This window comes from uncultured Salegentibacter sp. (assembly GCF_963972535.1).
Classification (GTDB): domain Bacteria; phylum Bacteroidota; class Bacteroidia; order Flavobacteriales; family Flavobacteriaceae; genus Salegentibacter.
The window spans coordinates 1-21237 of sequence record NZ_CAXAVR010000011.1 but is presented as its reverse complement, the minus strand read 5'-3'; the positions used below and the strand labels follow the sequence as shown (position 1 = coordinate 21237).

The 21237-nt window shown below is 37.6% G+C and carries 22 protein-coding genes; 5 read left to right on the top strand and 17 right to left on the bottom strand.

Annotated elements, in window-relative coordinates:
- Positions 1–30: 30 nt before the first annotated feature.
- The 4 genes from AACZ30_RS02875 to AACZ30_RS02860 all read left to right on the top strand — a co-directional run bounded on the left by AACZ30_RS02875 (position 31) and on the right by AACZ30_RS02860 (position 2666).
- A complete protein-coding gene (locus tag AACZ30_RS02875; protein ID WP_339647713.1) occupies positions 31–1290 on the top strand; it encodes a putative DNA modification/repair radical SAM protein in 1260 nt (419 codons plus the stop codon).
- The gene (locus tag AACZ30_RS02870) at positions 1291–2073 is read left to right on the top strand and encodes a TIGR03915 family putative DNA repair protein (protein ID WP_339647712.1); all 783 of its coding nucleotides are present in this window, start codon (positions 1291–1293) and stop codon (positions 2071–2073) included.
- Between the two features lie 81 nt (positions 2074–2154).
- Positions 2155–2355 carry a hypothetical protein gene (locus AACZ30_RS02865; RefSeq protein ID WP_339647711.1) on the top strand — a complete coding sequence of 67 codons (201 nt, stop codon included), beginning with the start codon at positions 2155–2157 and terminating at the stop codon, positions 2353–2355.
- An 80-nt stretch (positions 2356–2435) separates the two neighbouring features.
- Positions 2436–2666, top strand: a complete 231-nt coding sequence (locus tag AACZ30_RS02860; RefSeq protein ID WP_339647710.1) for a hypothetical protein — start codon at positions 2436–2438, stop codon at positions 2664–2666.
- A gap of 64 nt (positions 2667–2730) precedes the next feature.
- Here the strand turns inward: AACZ30_RS02860 and AACZ30_RS02855 are convergent, their stop codons facing one another.
- From AACZ30_RS02855 to AACZ30_RS02800, 12 genes are all read right to left on the bottom strand, one after another.
- Entirely contained in the window at positions 2731–3708 is a 978-nt protein-coding gene (locus AACZ30_RS02855; RefSeq protein ID WP_079733861.1) for a polyprenyl synthetase family protein, read from the bottom strand.
- A gap of 81 nt (positions 3709–3789) precedes the next feature.
- A complete protein-coding gene (gene rlmN, locus AACZ30_RS02850; protein WP_339647709.1) occupies positions 3790–4833 on the bottom strand; it encodes a 23S rRNA (adenine(2503)-C(2))-methyltransferase RlmN in 1044 nt (347 codons plus the stop codon).
- A gap of 214 nt (positions 4834–5047) precedes the next feature.
- Positions 5048–6103, bottom strand: a complete 1056-nt coding sequence (queA, locus tag AACZ30_RS02845) for a tRNA preQ1(34) S-adenosylmethionine ribosyltransferase-isomerase QueA (RefSeq protein WP_177195650.1) — start codon at positions 6101–6103, stop codon at positions 5048–5050.
- Positions 6104–6184: 81 nt separating this feature from the next.
- Positions 6185–7414 carry a 3-phosphoshikimate 1-carboxyvinyltransferase gene (aroA, locus tag AACZ30_RS02840; protein WP_339647708.1) on the bottom strand — a complete coding sequence of 410 codons (1230 nt, stop codon included), beginning with the start codon at positions 7412–7414 and terminating at the stop codon, positions 6185–6187.
- 12 nt (positions 7415–7426) lie between these two features.
- The gene (locus AACZ30_RS02835; RefSeq protein WP_339647707.1) at positions 7427–7690 is read right to left on the bottom strand and encodes a hypothetical protein; all 264 of its coding nucleotides are present in this window, start codon (positions 7688–7690) and stop codon (positions 7427–7429) included.
- Positions 7690–8016, bottom strand: coding sequence for a nucleotide pyrophosphohydrolase (locus tag AACZ30_RS02830; protein ID WP_339647706.1), 327 nt, complete (start codon positions 8014–8016; stop codon positions 7690–7692). Before AACZ30_RS02830 ends, AACZ30_RS02835 begins: the two co-directional genes overlap by 1 nt.
- A gap of 1 nt (position 8017) precedes the next feature.
- Positions 8018–8470: a D-aminoacyl-tRNA deacylase gene (dtd, locus tag AACZ30_RS02825; protein WP_339647705.1), complete on the bottom strand. Its 453-nt coding sequence runs from the start codon at positions 8468–8470 to the stop codon at positions 8018–8020.
- A complete protein-coding gene (gene rsgA / locus AACZ30_RS02820) occupies positions 8467–9417 on the bottom strand; it encodes a ribosome small subunit-dependent GTPase A (RefSeq protein WP_339647704.1) in 951 nt (316 codons plus the stop codon). The genes dtd and rsgA overlap by 4 nt, the downstream gene beginning before the upstream one ends.
- Before the next feature lie 242 nt (positions 9418–9659).
- Positions 9660–10742 (bottom strand): bifunctional 3-deoxy-7-phosphoheptulonate synthase/chorismate mutase type II, encoded by a 1083-nt coding sequence (locus AACZ30_RS02815; protein WP_057480513.1) that lies wholly within the window; start codon positions 10740–10742, stop codon positions 9660–9662.
- Between the two features lie 23 nt (positions 10743–10765).
- Positions 10766–11614 (bottom strand): prephenate dehydrogenase, encoded by an 849-nt coding sequence (locus AACZ30_RS02810; protein WP_339647703.1) that lies wholly within the window; start codon positions 11612–11614, stop codon positions 10766–10768.
- On the bottom strand, positions 11614–12762 hold the full coding sequence (locus AACZ30_RS02805; protein WP_339647702.1) for an aminotransferase class I/II-fold pyridoxal phosphate-dependent enzyme: 1149 nt from the start codon (positions 12760–12762) through the stop codon (positions 11614–11616). The genes AACZ30_RS02810 and AACZ30_RS02805 overlap by 1 nt, the downstream gene beginning before the upstream one ends.
- Positions 12762–13586 carry a prephenate dehydratase gene (locus AACZ30_RS02800; protein WP_339647700.1) on the bottom strand — a complete coding sequence of 275 codons (825 nt, stop codon included), beginning with the start codon at positions 13584–13586 and terminating at the stop codon, positions 12762–12764. The genes AACZ30_RS02805 and AACZ30_RS02800 overlap by 1 nt, the downstream gene beginning before the upstream one ends.
- Positions 13587–13995: 409 nt before the next feature.
- On the opposite strand from AACZ30_RS02800, the gene gldA reads away from it, so the two are divergent.
- A complete protein-coding gene (gldA, locus tag AACZ30_RS02795; protein ID WP_339647698.1) occupies positions 13996–14931 on the top strand; it encodes a gliding motility-associated ABC transporter ATP-binding subunit GldA in 936 nt (311 codons plus the stop codon).
- A 93-nt stretch (positions 14932–15024) separates the two neighbouring features.
- Here gldA and AACZ30_RS02790 read toward each other — a convergent pair whose 3' ends face one another.
- The 5 genes from AACZ30_RS02790 to AACZ30_RS02770 form a co-directional block, all read right to left on the bottom strand.
- Positions 15025–15786: a head GIN domain-containing protein gene (locus tag AACZ30_RS02790; RefSeq protein ID WP_339647696.1), complete on the bottom strand. Its 762-nt coding sequence runs from the start codon at positions 15784–15786 to the stop codon at positions 15025–15027.
- The gene (locus AACZ30_RS02785; RefSeq protein ID WP_339647694.1) at positions 15783–16883 is read right to left on the bottom strand and encodes an acyloxyacyl hydrolase; all 1101 of its coding nucleotides are present in this window, start codon (positions 16881–16883) and stop codon (positions 15783–15785) included. The genes AACZ30_RS02790 and AACZ30_RS02785 overlap by 4 nt, the downstream gene beginning before the upstream one ends.
- 24 nt (positions 16884–16907) lie before the next feature.
- Positions 16908–17864 carry a methylenetetrahydrofolate reductase [NAD(P)H] gene (gene metF, locus AACZ30_RS02780; protein WP_286760881.1) on the bottom strand — a complete coding sequence of 319 codons (957 nt, stop codon included), beginning with the start codon at positions 17862–17864 and terminating at the stop codon, positions 16908–16910.
- 107 nt (positions 17865–17971) lie between these two features.
- Positions 17972–21085 (bottom strand): vitamin B12 dependent-methionine synthase activation domain-containing protein, encoded by a 3114-nt coding sequence (locus AACZ30_RS02775; protein WP_339647728.1) that lies wholly within the window; start codon positions 21083–21085, stop codon positions 17972–17974.
- Positions 21086–21108: 23 nt separating this feature from the next.
- A partial coding sequence (locus AACZ30_RS02770; RefSeq protein WP_339647727.1) for a homocysteine S-methyltransferase family protein occupies positions 21109–21237 on the bottom strand: 129 nt, incomplete at its 5' end.

Here is a 21237-nt window from a genome sequence, read left to right as displayed (position 1 = left end):
TTCCTATTTTTGACTCAAATTTCGAATACTATGGTGTTTGACCGAATTAAGGAAAAACTGGAAATTCTGGCTGATGCCGCAAAATACGATGTTTCCTGTTCCAGTAGTGGCAGTAAGCGCTCCAATAAAAATAAAGGCCTTGGAAATTCTGACGGAATGGGAATTTGCCATTCTTATACGGAGGATGGTCGATGTGTGTCTTTGCTTAAAATTCTGCTTACCAATCATTGCATTTTTGATTGTGCCTATTGTGTAACCCGCCGCAGTAACGATATTAAACGAGCAGCTTTTAAAGTTCAGGAAGTGGTAGATCTCACCATCAATTTTTACAGGCGTAATTATATTGAAGGTTTGTTTCTTAGTTCAGGGATTTTTAAAGATGCCGATTTCACGATGGAAAGGCTTATCCAGGTAGCAAAAAAACTGCGACTGGAAGAAAATTTTAACGGCTATATTCATTTAAAATCAATTCCAGGAGCCAGCGATGAGTTAATGCACGAGGCTGGACTTTACGCTGATAGGTTGAGTGTAAATATTGAAATCCCAACAGTTTCGGGATTAAAAAAACTTGCCCCCGAAAAAGATCACGCCGATTTTATAAAACCTATGGAAAAGGTGAAGAATGAAATTATTCAATATAATTCAGAGAAAAAATTAATTAAAAGCACTCCAAAATACGCCCCGGCCGGCCAAAGCACGCAAATGATTGTGGGAGCCACGGGAGAAAGTGACCGCGATATAATGCTTTCAGCAAATCATTATTATCAGAATTATAATATGAAACGGGTGTATTATTCCGGTTACGTTCCCATTCGAAATGATCCGCGTTTACCATCGCTTGGCTCGCAAGTACCAATGCTTAGGGAAAACCGCCTATATCAAACCGATTGGTTGATGCGCTTCTACGGTTTTAATGTAAACGAATTATTAAACCAGCAATTTCCAAATTTAGATGTAGAAGTAGACCCAAAATTAAGTTGGGCTTTGAGAAATCCGCAGCATTTCCCTGTAGATATTAATCGAGCTGAAAAAGAAACTTTGTTAAGAATTCCGGGAGTTGGTTTAAAATCGGTAAGCAAGATTTTAAAAGCAAGAAGATACCGAAAGTTAAACTACGATCATTTAAAAGCCATCGGGGTTGCCCTTAACCGTGCAAGGTATTTTATAATTTGTGACTCACGGGGCTGGGAAACAAAGGATTTAGGTTCAGCAAAAATTAAATCCCTTATTCTTCGAAATTCGGTTGGAAAATTTAGAAAAGATTATAGCAGTCAGTTAAGCTTATTCTAAATGCAACCTACAACCTCATTAATTTACGACGGCACTTTTAATGGTCTTCTTAGCTGCATTTTTCTAAGTTATGAGGAAAAATTAGAGGTAGTAGGGATAAATCCAACGGGGATGGCAAATGAGGAATTATTTAGCGAAAGTCTTGAGGTAATAACAGATAAATTTAAGGCTGATAGGGTTTGGAAAGCTTTTAAAAAGATTGCTTCATCTCGCGGGGCTAAAAGTATATATTTCGCTTACCTAAGTGAAGCACCGGGAATTGAATTGGAAATATTAAAATATCTTCAGCATACATTTCAGCATAAAAAAAGTATAGATGGAGATTTTGCTAGCCCACATGTGCTTAAAATTGTGCAAACCGCTAAAAAGGTAAGTCGGGAAAAACACCGTATGGAAGCTTTTGTTAGATTTCAGCTTACTAAAGACAATATCTATTTTGCCACGATTGAGCCAGATTTTAATGTTCTTCCGGTTATAAAGCATCATTTCACCTCCCGCTATAGCGACCAGGAGTGGATAATTTATGATTTGAAACGCAAATTCGGACTCTATTATAATTTACATACCACCGATATTATCAATATTGATTTTGCTAAAAATATACGTTCTTCAGAAGAAAATGATTATTTTTTCGATACTCGCGAAGAAGATTTTCAGAATTTATGGAAAAATTATTTTGAAGCTACCACCATCAAATCCCGCATAAACATTAGGCTTCATCACCAACACGTCCCCAAAAGATATTGGAAATATTTGATTGAAAAGAATCCCTTGCACAATTAAAAAATAGTTTAAATTTGTTCTTTCAACTAATTAACATATTCTAAAATGAAAAAATTATTTTTACTTTTTGCTGTTGCAACAATGTCACTTTCTATCTACTCTTGTAGAGAAACTACTGAAGAAAAAACAGAAGATGCTATGGAGTCTGCTGGTGAAGACATCGAAAACGCTGCTGATGAAGCAGGAAACGAGATGGAAGAAGCTGGTAACGAAATAGAAGCTGAAGCTAACGAAGCTGAGCAAGAAATGGAAGAAGAAATGAACGAAGACGATAATATGTAATCGTTTCTTTCTAAGAAATTCTAAAGCCACTTTTGTAATAGATAGTGGCTTTTTTTAGTTTAAACCAAAATCAAATTTCAATGAAAAAGTTAGTTTTATTATTAATTAGCATCTTTACGCTTAGTTCATATTCCTGCCGTGAAACTACCCAGGAAAAAACAGAAGATGCTGTAGAAGCAATTGGCAAAGACATTGAAGACAATGTGAATAAAGCCGGGGATAAAGTAAAAGAGGGTGCCAAAAAAGTTGAGGAAGGCGCAGAAAAAGTAGAAAGAGAAATAGATGAAGAAATTCACGAAGACGATAACTAATCTATAATTTCTCTAAGAACTATTTAAGGCTGTTTCGTTACTTCATTAAACCTAACGAACAGCCTTATTTTTTTCGCTCTATTACGTAATTTACCATAAGCTCCAGCGATTCGCGATAAGGTGATGACGGATAATCTTCCAGGATTAATAAAGCTTCCCGTTGAAATTCTTCCATACGCTTTACTGCGTAATCAAGACCGTTTTTGTCTTTTACAAACTGGATTACTTCTTTTACCCGCTTCTTATCTTTATTGTGATTTTTAACCGAATTAATCACCCAATCCTTCTCTTTTTTAGTCGAATTATTTAGGGCGTAAATTAAAGGCAAAGTCATTTTTTGTTCTTTAATATCAATTCCGGTGGGTTTACCAATTTGTTCATCACCATAATCAAAAAGGTCATCTTTAATCTGAAATGCCATCCCTATTAACTCGCCAAATCGTCTCATTTTAGCAATCGCATCAGAATCTGGTTTCACCGAGGCCGCTCCCAAACTGCAACAAGCCGCAATAAGTGTAGCGGTTTTTTGCCGAATTATATCGTAATAAACAGCTTCAGTAATATCTAAACGCCTGGCTTTTTCTATTTGAAGCAATTCACCTTCACTCATTTCCCTAACCGCAACCGAAATAATTTTCAGCAGGTCAAAATCATTATTATCTATAGAAAGCAATAAACCTTTAGAAAGCAAATAATCGCCCACTAAAACGGCAATTTTATTCTTCCATAGCGCATTTATACTGAAGAATCCGCGGCGGCGATTAGAATCGTCTACCACATCGTCATGAACCAAAGTAGCGGTATGAATAAGCTCTATTACCGAAGCACCGCGATAAGTACGCTCGTTCACACTCCCGTCTGAAACCATTTTGGCAACCAGGAAAACAAACATAGGCCGCATCTGCTTTCCTTTGCGGTTAACAATATAATGAGTTATCCTATTGAGCAGTGCAACTTTGGAGGACATAGATTCCAGGAACTTTTTTTCAAAAAGCTCCATCTCTTTCTCAACCGGAAGTTTTATTTGGGAAATTACTTTCATTAAGCCACCAAAGATAATTATTTATAGAGAATATTCATCAGTGGTTTTTCTTTGAAAGATTAAGTAAATTTAAAGTGTAATTTAAGCCGATTTATTAGCTAATTGACCACAGGCAGCATCTATATCTTTTCCGCGGGAGCGTCTTACCGTTACTGTAATTCCATTGCTTTCTAAAATTTGCTGGTACATATCTGTAGCTTTAGAAGAAGCCTGCTGAAAATTGCCATCGTCTATAGGATTGTATTCAATTAAGTTCACCTTGCACGGCACATATTGACAGAAGCGCAGCAAGGCTTCGGCATCTTTTCGAGAGTCGTTAATATCTTTCCAAACAATGTATTCGTACGTAATTCGGCTTTTAGTTTTAGAATACCAATATTCTAAAGCTTCCCGAAGATCGTTTAAAGGAAAGGTTTCATTAAAAGGCATTATTTGTGTTCGCACTTCATCTATAGCAGAGTGAAGGGAAACAGCGAGCTTAATCTTCGCTTCATCATCGGCCAGTTTTTTAATCATTTTTGGAACTCCCGAGGTAGAAATTGTAATTCGCTTTGGGGACATTCCCAAACCTTCGGGGGAAGTGATCTTTTCTACGGCCTTCATTACATTATTGTAGTTCATAAGGGGCTCTCCCATTCCCATAAAAACAATATTGCTTAGCGGCCTGTCAAAATACAAACGACTTTCATTATCTATAGCAACCACCTGATCGTAAATTTCATCAGGATTCAGGTTTCGCATTCTTTTTAACTTTGCGGTAGCACAAAACTGGCAATCTAAGCTGCAGCCTACTTGCGAAGAAACGCAGGCCGTGGTTCGGCTAGCTGTAGGAATTAAAACCGATTCTACCGTAAGTTGATCGTGTAATTTTACGGCATTTTTAATGGTACCGTCACTGCTGCGCTGCATTTGATCTACACGAATATGATTAATCACAAAATTCTCGTCCAGCATTTCGCGGGTAGCCTTAGAGATATTGGTCATCGCCTCAAAACTGTGCGCGCCTTTATTCCAAAGCCATTCATATACCTGGCTTCCGCGGAAAGATTTATCGCCATTGGCTACAAAAAATTCCTGCAGTTGTTCTTTGGTAAGTGCCCGTATGTCTTTCTTCTTATTTTTCACGCTGCAAAAGTACTAAGAATTAAAGGATTTTTAAGTTAAGCTGAAGCTAAGTGTTTTAAATTGTGATGATAAGAAAAATTTGAAGTTGAAAAACTACTTAATGCTATAGATTTTTAAACCGTACAGTAATAACATCTTTTTTCTAAAAAATAAAAGAGCCACGAATTCATTAATATTAATGAATTCGTGGCCTAAGATTATATCAAATTAAGAACTAGATAATCAACATCGCGTCTCCATAAGTATAGAAACGGTATTTCTCTTTTACCGCCTCTTCGTAAGCTCGCTTCATAAAATCGTGACCGGCAAAGGCCGAGATCATCATAAGCAGCGTAGATTTTGGAGTATGGAAATTAGTGATCATACAGTTCGCTATACTAAAATCGTAAGGAGGAAAGATGAATTTATTGGTCCATCCACCAAACTCATTCAAAGTATGGTTTGAAGAAACCGAGCTTTCCAGAACACGCATTACCGTAGTACCAACGGCACAAACCCGCCTGTTTTCCAGTTTTGCTTTGTTAATGGTTTGTGTAGCTTTCTTTTCAATAAAAGCTTCTTCACTATCCATTTTATGTTTGCTAAGATCTTCTACCTCAACCGGGCTAAAAGTTCCCAGGCCTACGTGTAATGTAACTTCAGCAAAATCTACTCCTTTAATTTCTAAACGCTTTAAAAGGTGTTTAGAAAAATGAAGCCCGGCAGTTGGTGCTGCTACAGCCCCTTCTTCTTTCGCATAGATAGTTTGGTAACGCTCCTGGTCTTCAGGTTCAACATTACGCTTAATATATTTTGGAAGTGGGGTTTCTCCTAATTCCTTTAATTTTTTTCTGAAATCTTCGTAAGAACCATCGTACAGAAAACGAAGTGTTCTCCCACGGGAAGTAGTGTTGTCTATAACCTCAGCAACTAAACTTTCATCGTCACCAAAATAAAGCTTATTCCCTATTCTAATTTTTCTTGCAGGATCTACAAGAACATCCCAAAGTTTGGTTTCAGGATTTAATTCTCTTAAAAGAAAAACCTCAATTCTGGCACCGGTTTTTTCTTTATTACCATATAATCTCGCCGGAAATACTTTGGTATTGTTCAATACCATAACATCCTCAGGCTCAAAATAATCAAGAATATCTTTAAATTGTTTATGTTCAATTGTTTGCTCCTTCCTGTTTAGAACCATTAGGCGAGCTTCGTCCCTATTCTCTGAAGGGTACTCTGCCAAAAGTTCATCTGGAAGTTCAAAATTGAAGTGTGAAAGTTTCATTCCCATAATTGCATTTTTAGAAGCGGCAAATATACAATCTCAAGATAGGGGTTGTCAAGTATTTAAGGATTTATTTGAAAAAAGCTTTTAAACTGAAGTTTTTTCAATCTTAAAACCGAGTTTTTCAAAATCTTCCCAAAACCCCGGGTATGATTTTGAAACTACTTCAGCATCTTCAATTTCAAAAGGAATTTTAAGTCCTAAAGGCGCAAAAGCCATTGCCATACGATGATCATTATAGGTGGCTACTGAAACATTTTGAGAGAAATTTTGCTTCGGAAGAAGTTCTAAACTGTTATGGGTCACATTTACCTGACTGCCAAATTTTTCAATTTCGGTTTTTAGAGCGACCAGCCTATCGGTTTCTTTAATTTTTAGCGTATGTAAACCGGTAAGGTGGCAGGGTACATTTAAGGCCAAACAGGTTACTGCAATTGTTTGGGCAATATCTGGCGAATTTTGAAGGTTTTCTTCAATATGTTTTGGTTTTGTACCAGGACGTTTTTCTAAAATAATATGATCATTTTCAAATTTAGTGGTTACACCAAATTGCTTATAAATTTTAGCCAGGCAGGAATCTCCCTGTAAACTGGTTTTTCTATAAGTGCTTAATTTAAGATCGGCAGATTCACTTATAGCGGCCAAACTATAATAGTAAGAAGCCGAACTCCAATCTGACTCTACGGCTAAAGTTTGCCTTTCTAATTCTTGTGTAGATTCAATTTTAATAGTATTTCCTTCAAAACTTCCTTTAATTCCTGCGCGTTGCAAGATTTCTAAAGTCATTTTAATATAAGGGGTAGAAGTAATTTCGCCTTCCAAATTTATTTCGAGACCGTTGGGAAGTGAAGGTGCAATAAGCATTAACGCCGAAATATACTGGCTACTAATATTAGCCTGTAAAGAAACACGATTTGCGGTAAGTTTTTTTCCTTTAATCCTAATTGGAGGGTAGCCATCGTTTTTTTCATAAGAAATATCGGCTCCCATTTGTTTTAGTGCATCTACGAGGAGTTTAACTGGCCGTTCCGTCATTCTTTTACTTCCGGTTAAAACTACTTCCCTACCTTCCAGGCTAGAAAAATAAGCCGTTAGAAATCGCATTGCCGTACCCGCGTGATGAATATCTACTAATTCTTCTTCACTTTTTAAAGCTTTTTGCAAATAATGGGTATCGTCACTATTAGAAAGATTACTAATCTTTAAATTTGGATATAAAGCCTGTAGAATTAGTAAACGGTTAGATTCACTTTTAGAACCGGTAACTTTTATAGTGCCGCTAAGGTGCTTCTTTGTATTTGAAATTTCTAAGTTCATTAATTGCTTATATTAATTTTCAGCATCCTTCTTTTTTTTTGCCCTGAATTGCCCAAACGAAATGATGAATCCATAAACAAAAGCTGCAAGAAATTGGCCCACAATAAAGCGAAATAACTTCCCATCTTCTGTACGTTCAGTGAAATAGGCTTCAAAATGAAATCCGCCGTATTCAAACAGCATACTTACAATATCATACACAATTAGAAAGCCCAGGCCGAGGAATAAAACCGATTTCCAGAAGGCTTTTTGCGAAATCATCTCTTTGAATTTCATTATTTTAACTTTTCGTTGTTATGATGCCTGTCGTGATCTCTTTTAGTTTTTAAATCCAGTTTTTTATCAAAAGCTTCCTGGAGATCAACCCCGGTTTGATTGGCAAGACAAAGCACTACAAACATTACATCTGCAAGCTCTTCTCCTAAATCTTTATCTTTATCAGATTCTTTTTCACTTTGTTCACCATAACGGCGTGCAATAATTCGGGCAACTTCGCCTACTTCTTCGGTAAGTTGCGCCATATTGGTAAGCTCGTTAAAATATCGAACTCCGTGTTCATTTATCCAATCGTCTACAGCTTTTTGCGCGTTTTCTATGTTCATTTTATTCCCTTTGTTTAGAATCTACAATTATTGTTACCGGCCCATCATTAATTAATTCCACCTTCATATCTGCACCAAATTCTCCGGTTCCCACTGGTTTTCCTAAAGTTTCTTCAAATTTCTCAATAAATTTTTCATAGAGTGGAACCGCAACATCAGGTTTGGCCGCTTTAATAAAACTGGGTCTGTTCCCTTTCTTGGTGGAAGCATGTAATGTAAACTGACTTACTACAATGGCATCGCCGTCAACATCTAACAAAGACAGATTCATCGCGTTGTTCTCATCGCTAAAAATGCGCATTTTTACTATTTTATTGCAAAGCCAGTCAATATCTTCCTGCGAGTCTTCATTTTCTATTCCTAATAAGATCAATAATCCGGTGCGTATTACCGCATTAATTTCGTGGTTTATTTGTACTGAAGCTTTAGAAACCCGCTGTAAAACTACTCTCATTTCTTTGGATAAATATCTGTTCTGTAATTGTCTTCTTCTCCTTCCAAAATTTGTAAATAACTTTTATAACGGCTCCAGGCAATTTTACCTTCTTCCAGGGCATCTTTTACAGCGCATTTTGGTTCCTCCAGGTGTAAACAATTATGAAATTTGCAATCTTGTTTTATTCTGAAAAATTCAGGAAAATAATCACCCAATTCTTCACGCTCAATTTCTACCACTCCAAAACCTTTAATTCCCGGGGTATCAATAATTCTTGCATCAAAAGTAAGATCAAACATTTCAGCAAAAGTAGTAGTATGCTGTCCCTGTTTATGCTGTTCAGAAATCCGGGAAGTTTTTAAATTTAAACCGGGTTCTATGGCATTGATTAAGGTAGATTTTCCCGTTCCGCTATGGCCGGCAAACATACTGGTTTTACCAAGCATCATCTCCTTAACTTTATCTACATTTTTTCCGGTAGTTGCTGAAATTCCTATACAATCGTAACCTGCATTTCTATACATGGCCGCCAGGTATTTCACCTCCACCAGTTCGTCTTCATTATAGCTATCAACTTTATTGAAAAGCAAAACCGCTTTTACATGGTAAGCTTCAGCTGTTACTAAAAAACGGTCTATAAAAGTGGTAAGTGTAGGCGGATTATTAAGGGTAACCAGTAAAAAAACCTGATCTATATTGGAGGCAATGATATGGGTTTGCTTAGAAAGATTAACCGATTTTCGAATAATGTAATTCTCCCGCTTTTCAATCTTTTTGATCACTCCTTGCTCTGCACCTTCCTTATCTTCAATATCAAATTCTACCTTATCGCCAACGGCCACAGGATTGGTACTTTTAATACCTTTAATCCTGAATTTCCCTTTAATTCGGCAGTCATAAAACGTTCCCGCTTCACTTTTCACCTGGTACCAGCTTCCGGTAGATTTATAAACGGTTCCTTTCATTCACATTATGGTTTTTTAAGTGGCTGTTTGAAAGTTAACTTAATCCGTCATCCTGAACTCGTTTCAGGATCTAAGTTGTTAACATATTAGAAGCTGAAACAAGTTCAGCTTGACGGAAACAATCCCGAAGTCTCGGGACAGGATGACGTCCTTTAATTTTTCTCAAACAACCACTTTGCTAAAATAGCAAATGCAACATTCACTACTTGCCTTTAAACCAAAAATCATGGAAAACAAGATTCTTAAGCTTTCATAATTTTCTCCTGGTGGTTAATGGATTCCTGGTGAACTGCTTTGAATAAACGTAGAATAAATTCTTCGCTTAATCCGTGTTGCTCTCCTTCCAATACCATATTTCCAAGAATTTCGTTCCATCTTTTGGTTTGTAAAACCGAAACGTTCTGTGCCTTTTTCACCTGGCCAATTTCATCAGAAATTTTCATTCTTTTTGAAAGCAGCTCGATCAATTGATTATCGGCCACATCAATTTTAGCTCTTAAAGTGCTTAATTTATTCTGAAATTCTTCACTTTCTGAAACCTCTTTTCTAATCTTCAAATCTTTCATAATCTGAACTAGTGTTGCGGGGGTGATTTGCTGTGCAGCGTCACTCCAGGCATCATCGGGAGTGTGGTGGGTCTCAACCATAAGTCCGTCGTAATTAAGGTCTAATGCGGTTTGGCAAAGATCAAAAATAATGTCTCTACGTCCTGCAATATGTGACGGATCTAAAATTAAAGGAAGATCTGGAAATTTATTCTGAAGCTCAATAGCGATCTGCCATTCAGGGTTATTTCTGTACTTGGTTTTTTCGTAAGCTGAAAATCCGCGGTGAATTACTCCTAAATTTTTGATATCGGCAGTATGAAATCTTTCCACAGCTCCCAACCAAAGTGAAAGGTCTGGATTTACCGGGTTTTTCACCAATACAGTTTTATCGGTGCCCTTAAGAGCATCAGCGATATCCTGAACAATAAATGGCGAAACCGTTGTTCTGGCTCCAATCCAAAGAATATCAACATCGTTTTCTAAAGCAAGGTCCACGTGGTGTGCATTCGCAACTTCGGTAGTGGTTAGCATCCCGGTTTCTTCTTTGGCCTTTTTCAGCCATTTTAAACCTAGCGCTCCAACACCTTCAAAATTTCCCGGTCTGGTTCTGGGTTTCCAAATCCCGGCACGCAAAACCGTAGCATCGGTATCTTTTAATTGGTGAGCGATCTTTAAAACCTGTTCTTCGGTTTCAGCGCTGCACGGACCTGCGATTACTAGCGGATGGTCTAATCCGAAATCGTCAAGCCACTTTCTTTGTTCTTTGTTGTTTTCCATAATTTAAAATTTAATCCTGATTTTTAATTTATTCCGTTTAAAATTGATTTAATATGATTGGTGCGCTGCATTTCATTATAAACTTCCTGGAAATCATCATTCTCCAGCAAGTCTTTAAAATGCGTTAGATTATTAATGTATTCAGTTAAAGTTTCCAGCACATTCTCTTTATTTTCCCTGAATATTGGCGACCACATAGCCGGAGAACTTTTGGCAAGTCTTACCGTGGAAGCAAATCCACTGCCCGCCAAATCAAAAATATCGCGCTCGTTACGTTCTTTTTCCAAAACCGTTTTTCCCAGCATAAATGAACTTATATGCGATAAATGCGAAACATAAGCGATATGCCTGTCGTGCGAAACCGGATCCATATATCGAATTCGCATTCCCAGTTTCTGAAAAATATCCAGCGCTCTTTCCTGAAGTTTAAAAGCTGTTTTTTCTACCTCGCAGATAATATTGGTCTTATTCCTATATAGATTAGGAATTGCTGCTTCGGGCCCGGAAAACTCGGTTCCTGCAATAGGATGAGCCGCTAAAAAGTTCCTTCTGTTTTGATGATTTGCGATTTCTTTACAAAGCCCGGATTTGGTAGAACCGGCATCAAAAACCAGGGTATTTTCACCTGCCAGATCTAAAACTTCGGCCACCACTTTATTGGCTACATCTACGGGAACCGCTACCAAAACCACATCGGCGTGTTGTACATCTTCCATTATCGAAAAATGATCTATAATTCCAAGTTCTTTCGCTTTTTTTAAGTTTTGCTCATCGGCATCACTTCCAAAGATTTCTGCTTCGGGAAAAGCTGATTTAATATCCAGCGCAAAAGAGCCGCCTATAAGTCCTATTCCTATTATTTGAACTTTCATTAGTCTACTATTCTTTTAATTGCCCGGTTTATATTTTCTTCCGTAGCGCAAAGTGAAAATCTTATATAACCTTCGCCATTACTTCCAAAAATAAAACCCGGCGCGGTAAAAATGTGGTATTTATTTAGCAGAAAATCTACAAAAGCTTCTGCGTTTGTTCCCTTTGGAACCTTTGCCCAAACAAACATTCCGGTTTGATCTTTTTCGGGTTCGCATTGCAAAGCTTCAGCCAATTTCAATACTTTTTCTTTTCTGCTTTGATAAACCTTATTTTGGGCAGAAAACCAATCTCCGTTTAAACGCAAAGCAGCTGCAGCACCAGCCTGAAGTGGATAAAACATTCCACTATCCATATTGGTTTTTACTTTTAAAACAGTGTTTAGATTTTTCTCGCTTCCGCAGAGCATTCCTATTCTCCAGCCCGCCATATTAAAGCTTTTGCTTAAAGAATTCAGTTCTAAAATCACATCTTTGGCGTCTTCCGCTTTTAAAATACTTTTTGGATTGTCGTTAAGGATAAAACTGTATGGATTATCGTTTACAATGAGGATGTTATTTTCTTTTCCAAACTTTACCAAATCAGCAAAAAGCTTTTCGTTTGCTGAAGCTCCGGTTGGCATATGCGGATAATTCACCCACATCAATTTAACTTTGCTTAAATCTTTCTTTGCCAATTCTTCTAAATTCGGCAACCAGTTTCCCCCAGCATTTAAATCGTAATAAACTGCTTTTGCGCCCACTAGTTCTGTAACCGAAGAATACGTTGGATACCCGGGATTTGGAATTAACACCTCATCGCCTTCATTTAAAAAAGCCATAGAAATATGAGTGATTCCCTCCTTGCTCCCCATAAGCGGAAGAATTTCAGTTTCAGCATCTAGAGAAACCTGGTAATGATTTTGGTAAAATTCAGCAATGGCATTTCTAAAATCTGGCGTGCCTTTATACGGCTGATATTGGTGAGCACCGGTATTTACCAAAGCTGAGTTTAAAGCTGAGATAACCTGTTGCGGTGGCGCCAAATCTGGGCTACCAATACCAAGATTAATAATATCTTTTCCGGCAGCTGCCATTGCACGCACTTCCTTCAATTTTGTAGAAAAATAGTACTCTTTTACGTTGCTCAACCTTTTTGCCTGCTCTATCATTACAAACTGTTTTTGTAGGTTCCTAAAATTGTTAATCGCTCGGTCATTACTTCTAGAATATCCATCGCTTTCTGGAATTCGGAATAATCTTCAAAAGTCACATCGATAAAAAATGAATATTTCCACGGAAATTCTATAATGGGCATACTCTGTATTTTGGTCATATCCAGATTGAAATCCCGTAAAATATTCAATACTGAAACCAGGCTACCACGCCTACTTTCCAATTCAAATTTTAAAGAAGCTTTATCTATTTTATCGCCATTTGGCTCTTTTTTCTTAGTACTGATAATCAAAAAACGAGTCGCATTGCTTTTCTTGGTATGAATACTTTCTGCAAGAATTTCCAATCCGAATAATCCCGCTGCCGCTTTACTAGCCACCGCCGCAACTTTTGTACTACCCTTTTCTGAAATTCTTCGGGCAACTTCGGCCGTATCACTGTCTTCAATTAATTTAATATGCGGATGCTTTTTAAAGAATTCCTTACACTGTAAAAGCGCCATAGGGTGCGAATAGACTTTTTTAATGTTCTCTATTTTTTGTCCAGGCAGTGCCATAAAATTCATATCTATCGGGATGTAATGCTCACCTACCACTTTTAGATTATTCTCATCTATCAAAGCATAATTCGGCAAAATTGATCCGGCGATAGAGTTTTCTATAGCCATCACACCTTCGGTGGCATCCCCATTTAAAATGCTTTTGGTAAGTTCGGCAAAAGACATGCACTCTAAAACCTCAACCTCCTGGTGGTAATATTCCTGGGCCACCAAATGGTGAAATGAGCCTTGCACTCCCTGAATTGCGATAATTTTATCCATTAATTTCTAATTAATCTCGATATCGAGTAAAAAAAAAGTCCCGATGTTTATCGGGACTTTTTTATATAATTTCTTACTTAATTACATAGCATTCCCGTTCCTATCTCTGAAATAGAAATAAAAAAAGTAAAATGCGTTCCAGCTAATTAAGTGATTCATTGTTTCGTTGTTATGGGGCTAAATTAGAATATTATTACCTAAACAAAAACCATTTTTTAGATTTTTTTAAGCTTTCATAAGCTTTTTACAGACTTGATTTTTTTTATAAAGATTCATCGAAAGATTTATAATAGCTTTTAAAATAATCACTTAGTAATTCCGAAATTCCTAACGGAATAACTTTTCTGAAACCTGTTATATCTAATTTTGAACTATTATTGGCGCGTTAAAAATCCTTACTTTTGAAAAAATGCTTGCTATGTCTATTCACGTTGAGGGAATTTCAAAATTTTATGGCGAACAAAAGGCGCTGGATTCCGTTTCTTTTAAGCTGAACAAAGGAGAGATTGTTAGTTTTTTGGGGCCAAACGGTGCCGGAAAATCCACTTTAATGAAAATCCTTACTGGTTATTTAAGTGCTTCAGAAGGAAAAGCAGAAGTAAATGGAATTTCCCTGGATGACGATTTACATAAAATTCAACAGCAAATTGGGTATCTGCCCGAACACAATCCATTATATACTGAAATGTACGTTCGGGAATACCTGGAATTTAATTCCAGGATCTTTAAGACCGATAAATCCCGAATTGAGCAAATAATAGAACTCACAGGGCTAAAACCCGAAGCCAATAAAAAAATAGAGCAGCTCTCTAAAGGTTATCGCCAACGTGTTGGTCTCGCCACTGCCCTGCTACACGATCCCCAGGTTTTGATTTTAGACGAACCTACTACTGGATTAGATCCCAATCAATTAGTAGAGATAAGGAATCTTATTAAGAATATTGGAAAGGAAAAATCTGGAAAAACCATCTTTCTTTCTACTCATATTATGCAGGAAGTTGAAGCCGTTTGTGACCGTGTGATTATTATTAATAAAGGAAAGGTAGTTGCCGATAAAAATTTAAAAGATTTAAGGGAAGAAAATGAACAGGTTATTTTAGTGGAATTCGATTACAGGGTGGAGCAAGTGGCCATTCAGAAAATTCCAAACCTAATTTCAGCTAAAAATATAGGCGGATTTGCCTATGAACTTACATTCGACACCAAAAAAGATATGCGTCCCGCAGTATTCGATTTTGCCCACGATAACGGATTAAAAACGCTTCAGTTAAATCAAAAAACAAAGAATTTAGAAAGTCTCTTCGCGGAACTTACAGCCCCCCAGGCCCCCAAAGGGGGAGTTTAGTTTGATCTTATTTGCAAAGATTTTTTTTAAAAATTAAAGTAATTATATTTCAGGGAATCATTTCCGAAACGCTGAGAGTCCCCCCTTCGGGGGTTAGGGGGCTTCAAATATAAGTCGGCCGGTGTAGTGTTCTTCAATATCAACTTCCGGTGGACGGTTTTTTGAAATTATATCTCCAAAACCAAAAATATCACCTTTTAAAGATTGCTGCGGATTGATAATTAATTTGTTGGTTCCACGGTGTAAAACATCATAATGCTGAACAATCAACTCACCGGCTTCCAGCCTGCCGTCTCCATTTGCAAAGAAAAGGTTTACATTTTCGGCATTTCCGGATAGGAAATAATTAGAAATATTATCGTTAGTAATTCTTAGGTTTTCAACCTCAAGATCAAGGATAAAATCACCATTGGTATGAATTTCGGGATCTCGTTCCTGGTTAAATGAGCGCAACCAAAGCTCAGGAAAATTAAGCGTTCCCACACTTTCAATCGCGCTGCCGCTGCTGTTTTGCAACCAGTTTAAACTCTGCGTAGTGACATAAATTTTAGTGATCTCGTAATCTCTAAAAAGATTACAGGAATTTTCATTTCTCAGTTCAAGTCGGTTATCTACAACTTCAGCAAAAACATTTTCAAGCAGATTTTCCCCCGTTTCGATCTTCACTTTATATTCATCGCCCTGTTCAATAAACAATTTTACGCGTTCATAAACTATAATTTCTTCAAAAGCATCCACGCTAAATTCTTCAGTAATAATTTCCCCGGAAGTTTGTACACAAGTCGGTGCTTCTTCAGAATCACAGCCGAAAAAGCTAAAAATCAATATCGCTATTCCTAAAACCTGCTTTTTCATAAACGATATCCTATTGAAAATTCTACTGCTTCGGCATTCGCATAATGAGAGCGAACGGTAAGCGATGCCCAAAGATCTTCGGTGATTTTTCTTTGCAGACCAACCCTATTATATAATTGATCTACAAAATGCTCGTAGGGATAATATGCATAATATCCCAAATGCGCGATCACCGATAATTTATTGAAGTTTAATTGGTGCCCAACAAAAACCCCAACCCGTTTAGAATCTTCGTCCCCGGTGGTATTTCCGGAAGGAAAAGCTACCGACTGGTAATAAATACGTTCTTCCATAGCTTTGGAAAAGAAAACTTCGGTTCCAGCTTGCAGTGTACTTTTATGATTAAGCACCTTATCGGCATAAGCTGAAAAAGTTAAGAACGGATACTGTTTAGAACCGATAATTCCCATAGTATTTACGCCACTTCGCAACACAAAATTAAAATGAATGGGTTCTGTATATTTTTCTCTTGGCCCTTTTGGAATATAATTGGGCAGATTTTGATGATCTAAAGCATAATTTACTCCCAGGTTAAAAGTGATGGTATTTGTACTGGCATTCGGCGATTTAAAATCGGCGTTGGAATAATGAATCAAAGAAAGCCCGGCCTGTAGTCCCAAACCTTCAAAAATGTTTTCTTTTTTGTAATTCGCCATTAAGTAAGTAGAACTTAGCAAGCGCGAACCGTAGGCATTATTCTTATAATTATCATCTGGATGATATGGATTGGAAGCATACGCCAGGCCCTGCCCTATTCTAAACATTAAATTTCTTTTAAAAAGGTAGAAATTCATATGCGCATAGAGTCCGTAATTTTCACCTAAACTGGGATTTTTCATATCCTGATAGGTAAAAGAAGCGCCAACATCGGGATAATTATAGCGCTTTTCCCAATCTTCAAATCCGAAACTTTTTTTATTAAAACCAAGAATTAAACCTGTTGGATGCCCGGTAATTAAATGGGCAATATCAGGATTATGTTCGGCAATGGTTCCGTAGAAATAAAAGGCATCAAAAGAATAATAGTTCTTCCCGAACTCCTGGGCAGAACTATTAAAAATGCTCAAAAGAAAAATAAGGGCGGTAATTTTCTTCATTACCCGCAAATGTAGCCTAATATTTTAAAAAACCGCTTTCGCAATTTTTTGAATATTAGTACTTTTTCCCATTGAATAATAATGCAAAACAGGAACGCCGGCAGCTTTCAGTTCCTTAGATTGTGATATGGCCCATTCAATACCAACTTTCCTTACCTCTTTATTATCTTTACAGGCTTCTACATTTTTAATTAAATCCTCGGGTATATCTATGCTGAAAACCTGTGGTAATAATTGCAAATGCCTCTTAACGGCTATGGGTTTAATACCGGGAATAATGGGAACAGTAATTCCTGCTTCCCTTGCCTGTTCTACAAAATCAAAGTAAGCTTTATTATTAAAAAACATTTGTGTAACCACATAATCTGCGCCTGCATTAATTTTCTCCTTAAGGCGTTTTAGATCTGTTTGTAAAGAAGGAGCTTCCAGGTGTTTCTCAGGATAACCGGCCACGCCAATACAAAAATCGGCATTGTTATTAGATTCAATAACTTCGTTTAAATATTTTCCTTCTCCCAAATCTTTAATTTGGGTTACCAATTCACTGGCAAAACAATTCCCCCCGTGGGTTGGTTCAAAATAGCGTTGGTGTTTCATAGCATCCCCGCGAAGTGCCATTACATTTTCAATCCCCAAATAGTGACAGTCTACCAGTAAATACTCGGTTTCTTCACGGGTAAACCCTCCACAGAGCACATGCGGAATGGTGTCTACATTATATTTTTGCTTTATTGCAGCACAAATACCAACCGTACCCGGGCGCATACGGGTAATCTTTCTTTCCAGTAAACCATCATCTTTTTTAATGTAAACGTGTTCTTCCCGCGAGGTAGTTACATCTATAAACGGCGGATTAAATTCCATTAGTGGATCTATATTATTATAAAGATCCTGTATACTTCTTCCTTTTTGCGGCGGAACAATTTCAAAAGAAAACAATGTTTCTCCTTTTGCCCGGTTTATATGTTCTGTTACTTTCATAAATACTTCCCAGTTCTTTATCCAATAGGAAAATATTGGTTGGATTATTAATTAATCTAAATTTATTTTTTCCGATTCCTTCCCTTTGGGGAGGCTAGCAAGAGCTCTTAATCTGCAATATTTGGATTAAGCCATTTTTCGGCCTTTTTCAGCGGAATTCCTTTTCTTTCAGCAAAATCTTTCACCTGGTCATCTTTAATTTTTCCCAGGCCAAAATAACGCGCTTCGGGATTGGCAAAATAATATCCGCTTACACTCGCAGCCGGCCACATCGCTAAACTTTCGGTAAGTTCAACTCCAATTCGTTCCTTTACCTTTAAAATTTCCCAAATACTTATTTTCTCTAAATGATCTGGGCAGGCAGGATAACCCGGAGCTGGGCGAATTCCTTTATAAGTTTCTTTTATTAATTCCTGGTTGCTTAAATTCTCTTCGGGCGCGTAGCCCCAGTCTTCCCGTCTTATTTTTTTGTGTAAATATTCAGCAAAAGCTTCTGCGAGACGATCGGCAAGGGCTTTTATCATTATTGAATTATAATCGTCAAAATCTTCCTCAAACTTTTTAGCTAATTCTGCAGTACCAAAACCTGTAGTCACACAAAAACAACCTATATAATCCTGGATTCCGCTTTCCTTTGGCGCAATAAAGTCGGAAAGTGCAAAATTTGGCTTTCCGCCGTGTTTTTTTAATTGCTGCCGAAGCGTTCTGAAAAGCATCTTTTTTTCTTCGGAATTTTCTTCATATTCCACTTCAATATCATCATCATTAACCGTATTCGCCGGAAATAATCCGTAGACAGCTTTCGCTTTTAGTAACTTTTCATCCAGAATTCTTTTCAGTAAAACTTTTGCATCTTTGAACAAAGAAGTTGCCTGTTCCCCCACCACTTTATCGGTTAAAATATCCGGATAACGCCCGTGGAGATCCCAGCTTCTAAAAAATGGGCTCCAGTCTATAAAAGCTTCCAGTTCCTTTAAATCGAAATTATCTATTTGCTGAATTCCTATTTTGTTTGGCTCTGTAATCTGGGTTGATTTCCAGTCTATGGAATACTTATTTTTTCGCGCCTCTTCAATTGAAAGAAAAGATTTCACTTTACTTCTTTTCTTAAAATTAAGCCTGAATTTATCATATTCGGCTTTAAGATCGCTCATATATTTAGTGCGTGTTTCTTCCTTTAAAAGATCCCCAATTACCGTGACAGCACGCGATGCATCGTTCACATGAGCAACCGCATTTTTATACTGCGGGTCTATTTTTACCGCCGTATGCGCTTTTGAAGTCGTGGCGCCACCAATAAGTAAAGGCACGTCAAAATTCTGGCGTTCCATTTCCTTGGCTAAAAACACCATCTCGTCTAAAGAAGGTGTTATTAATCCGCTGAGACCAATGGCATCAACACCTTCAGCTTTTGCAGTTTCTATAATTTTTTCCGGAGGCACCATTACGCCCAGGTCAATAATTTCGTAATTATTACAGCCCAAAACCACACTTACAATATTCTTCCCAATATCGTGCACATCTCCTTTAACCGTAGCCATAAGGACTTTTCCTGCCCCCCCCGCCCCCGATGGGGGAGCTTTCTTAAGCGTACGTAAAATTTTATCCAATACCTGATCTAAATTGCCAAGCACTTCTTCATTGGTAAACCTAATCACACGGAATTCGTGCTCTTTTAGCCAAGCCGTCCTCTCCTTATCACTTTTTTTATTTTCGGGTAATTGATGGATTAAACCATCAACTTCTATTACAAGTTTCTTTTTAAGACAAACAAAATCGGCTATATAGCTTCCAATAATATGCTGTCTTCTAAACTTAAATCCTTCAAGTTGCTTATTTTTTAATGATTCCCAAAGAACAGTTTCAGCTTCGGTTGGCTGGTTATATCGGTGCTTTTTAGCAAATTCTTTCATTAAACCGTAGAGTGCCGGTTCAGCCGTTTGCCAATAGCGCTCCCCCTTCGGGGGTTGGGGGGCTTCTTTTGCTTCTTCAATATAAGGAAGAAGGTAAGCCACTGCTTTCTTCATTACCCTGGCCGATTTTACTACCTGCGGAAGGAACATTTTTCCGCTTCCAAAAAGATCGCCTACCACGTTCATTCCAATCATTAAATGACCTTCAATTACTTCGATAGGTTTGCTGGCTTCCTGGCGGGCCTGTTCTATATCCTCTAAAATATAAGCGTCTATTCCTTTTACCAAAGCGTGAGTAATCCTGTCCTGAAGCGGATTTTCCCTCCACGAAAGATCTACTTTGCTTGCTTTTTTAGAACCCACTACGGTTTCAGCAAATTCAAGTAAACGCTCGGTAGCGTCTTCCCTTTTGTCAAGAATTACATCTTCTACGTGTTCTAAAAGGTCTTTGGGAATATTATCATATACTTCTAAAAGCGCAGGATTTACAATCCCGATATTCATTCCTGCCTTAATCGCGTAATACAAGAACACCGAATGCATCGCTTCCCGCACCGGGTTATTTCCGCGGAAAGAAAATGAAACATTACTCACACCACCACTAATACTGCAATGCGGAAGGTTTTCTTTTACCCAACGCGTTCCTTCAATAAAATCTATGGCATTGCGTTTATGCTCGTCCATCCCCGTTCCTACAGGAAAAATATTAAGGTCGAAGATTATGTCTTCTGGTGGAAATTTCACTTTATCAACCAAAATGTCGTAGGAACGTTTTGCAATTTCAATTCTACGTTCATAATTATCGGCTTGCCCAACTTCATCAAAAGCCATAACAATTACGGCTGCACCGTAACGCTTTATTTTTTTAGCGTGTTCTATAAATTCTTCTTCGCCCTCTTTAAGGCTTATAGAATTCACTACACATTTCCCCTGCACTACCTGTAAGCCGGCTTCAATAATTTCCCATTTAGAACTATCTATCATAATAGGAACCCGGGCAATATCGGGCTCGGCAACAATAAGGTTAAGGAATTTCACCATCGCCTCTTTGCCTTCAATAAGACCATCGTCCATATTAATGTCGATAATCTGGGCCCCACCGTCTACCTGGTCTCTTGCTACTTCCAGGGCTTCTTCAAAATTCTCCTCTTTAATTAGGCGAAGGAATTTTTTGGAACCCGCTACATTAGTCCTTTCCCCAACATTTACAAAATTGCTATCGGGGGTAATTATTAAAGGTTCGAGACCAGATAATTTTAAAGGCCTAATCTCTTGTTGTTCTTTTTCCGGGGAAATTTCTTCCTGTATATTTTCTTGATTCACTGTTTCTATCATAATGCGGTGGAAAATTCAGGTTTCACTATTTTTCTTGGGTTATAATCTTTGGCAATTTCAGCAATAGCTTTAATATGCTCTGGTGTGGTACCACAGCAACCACCAAGAATATTCACCAAACCTTT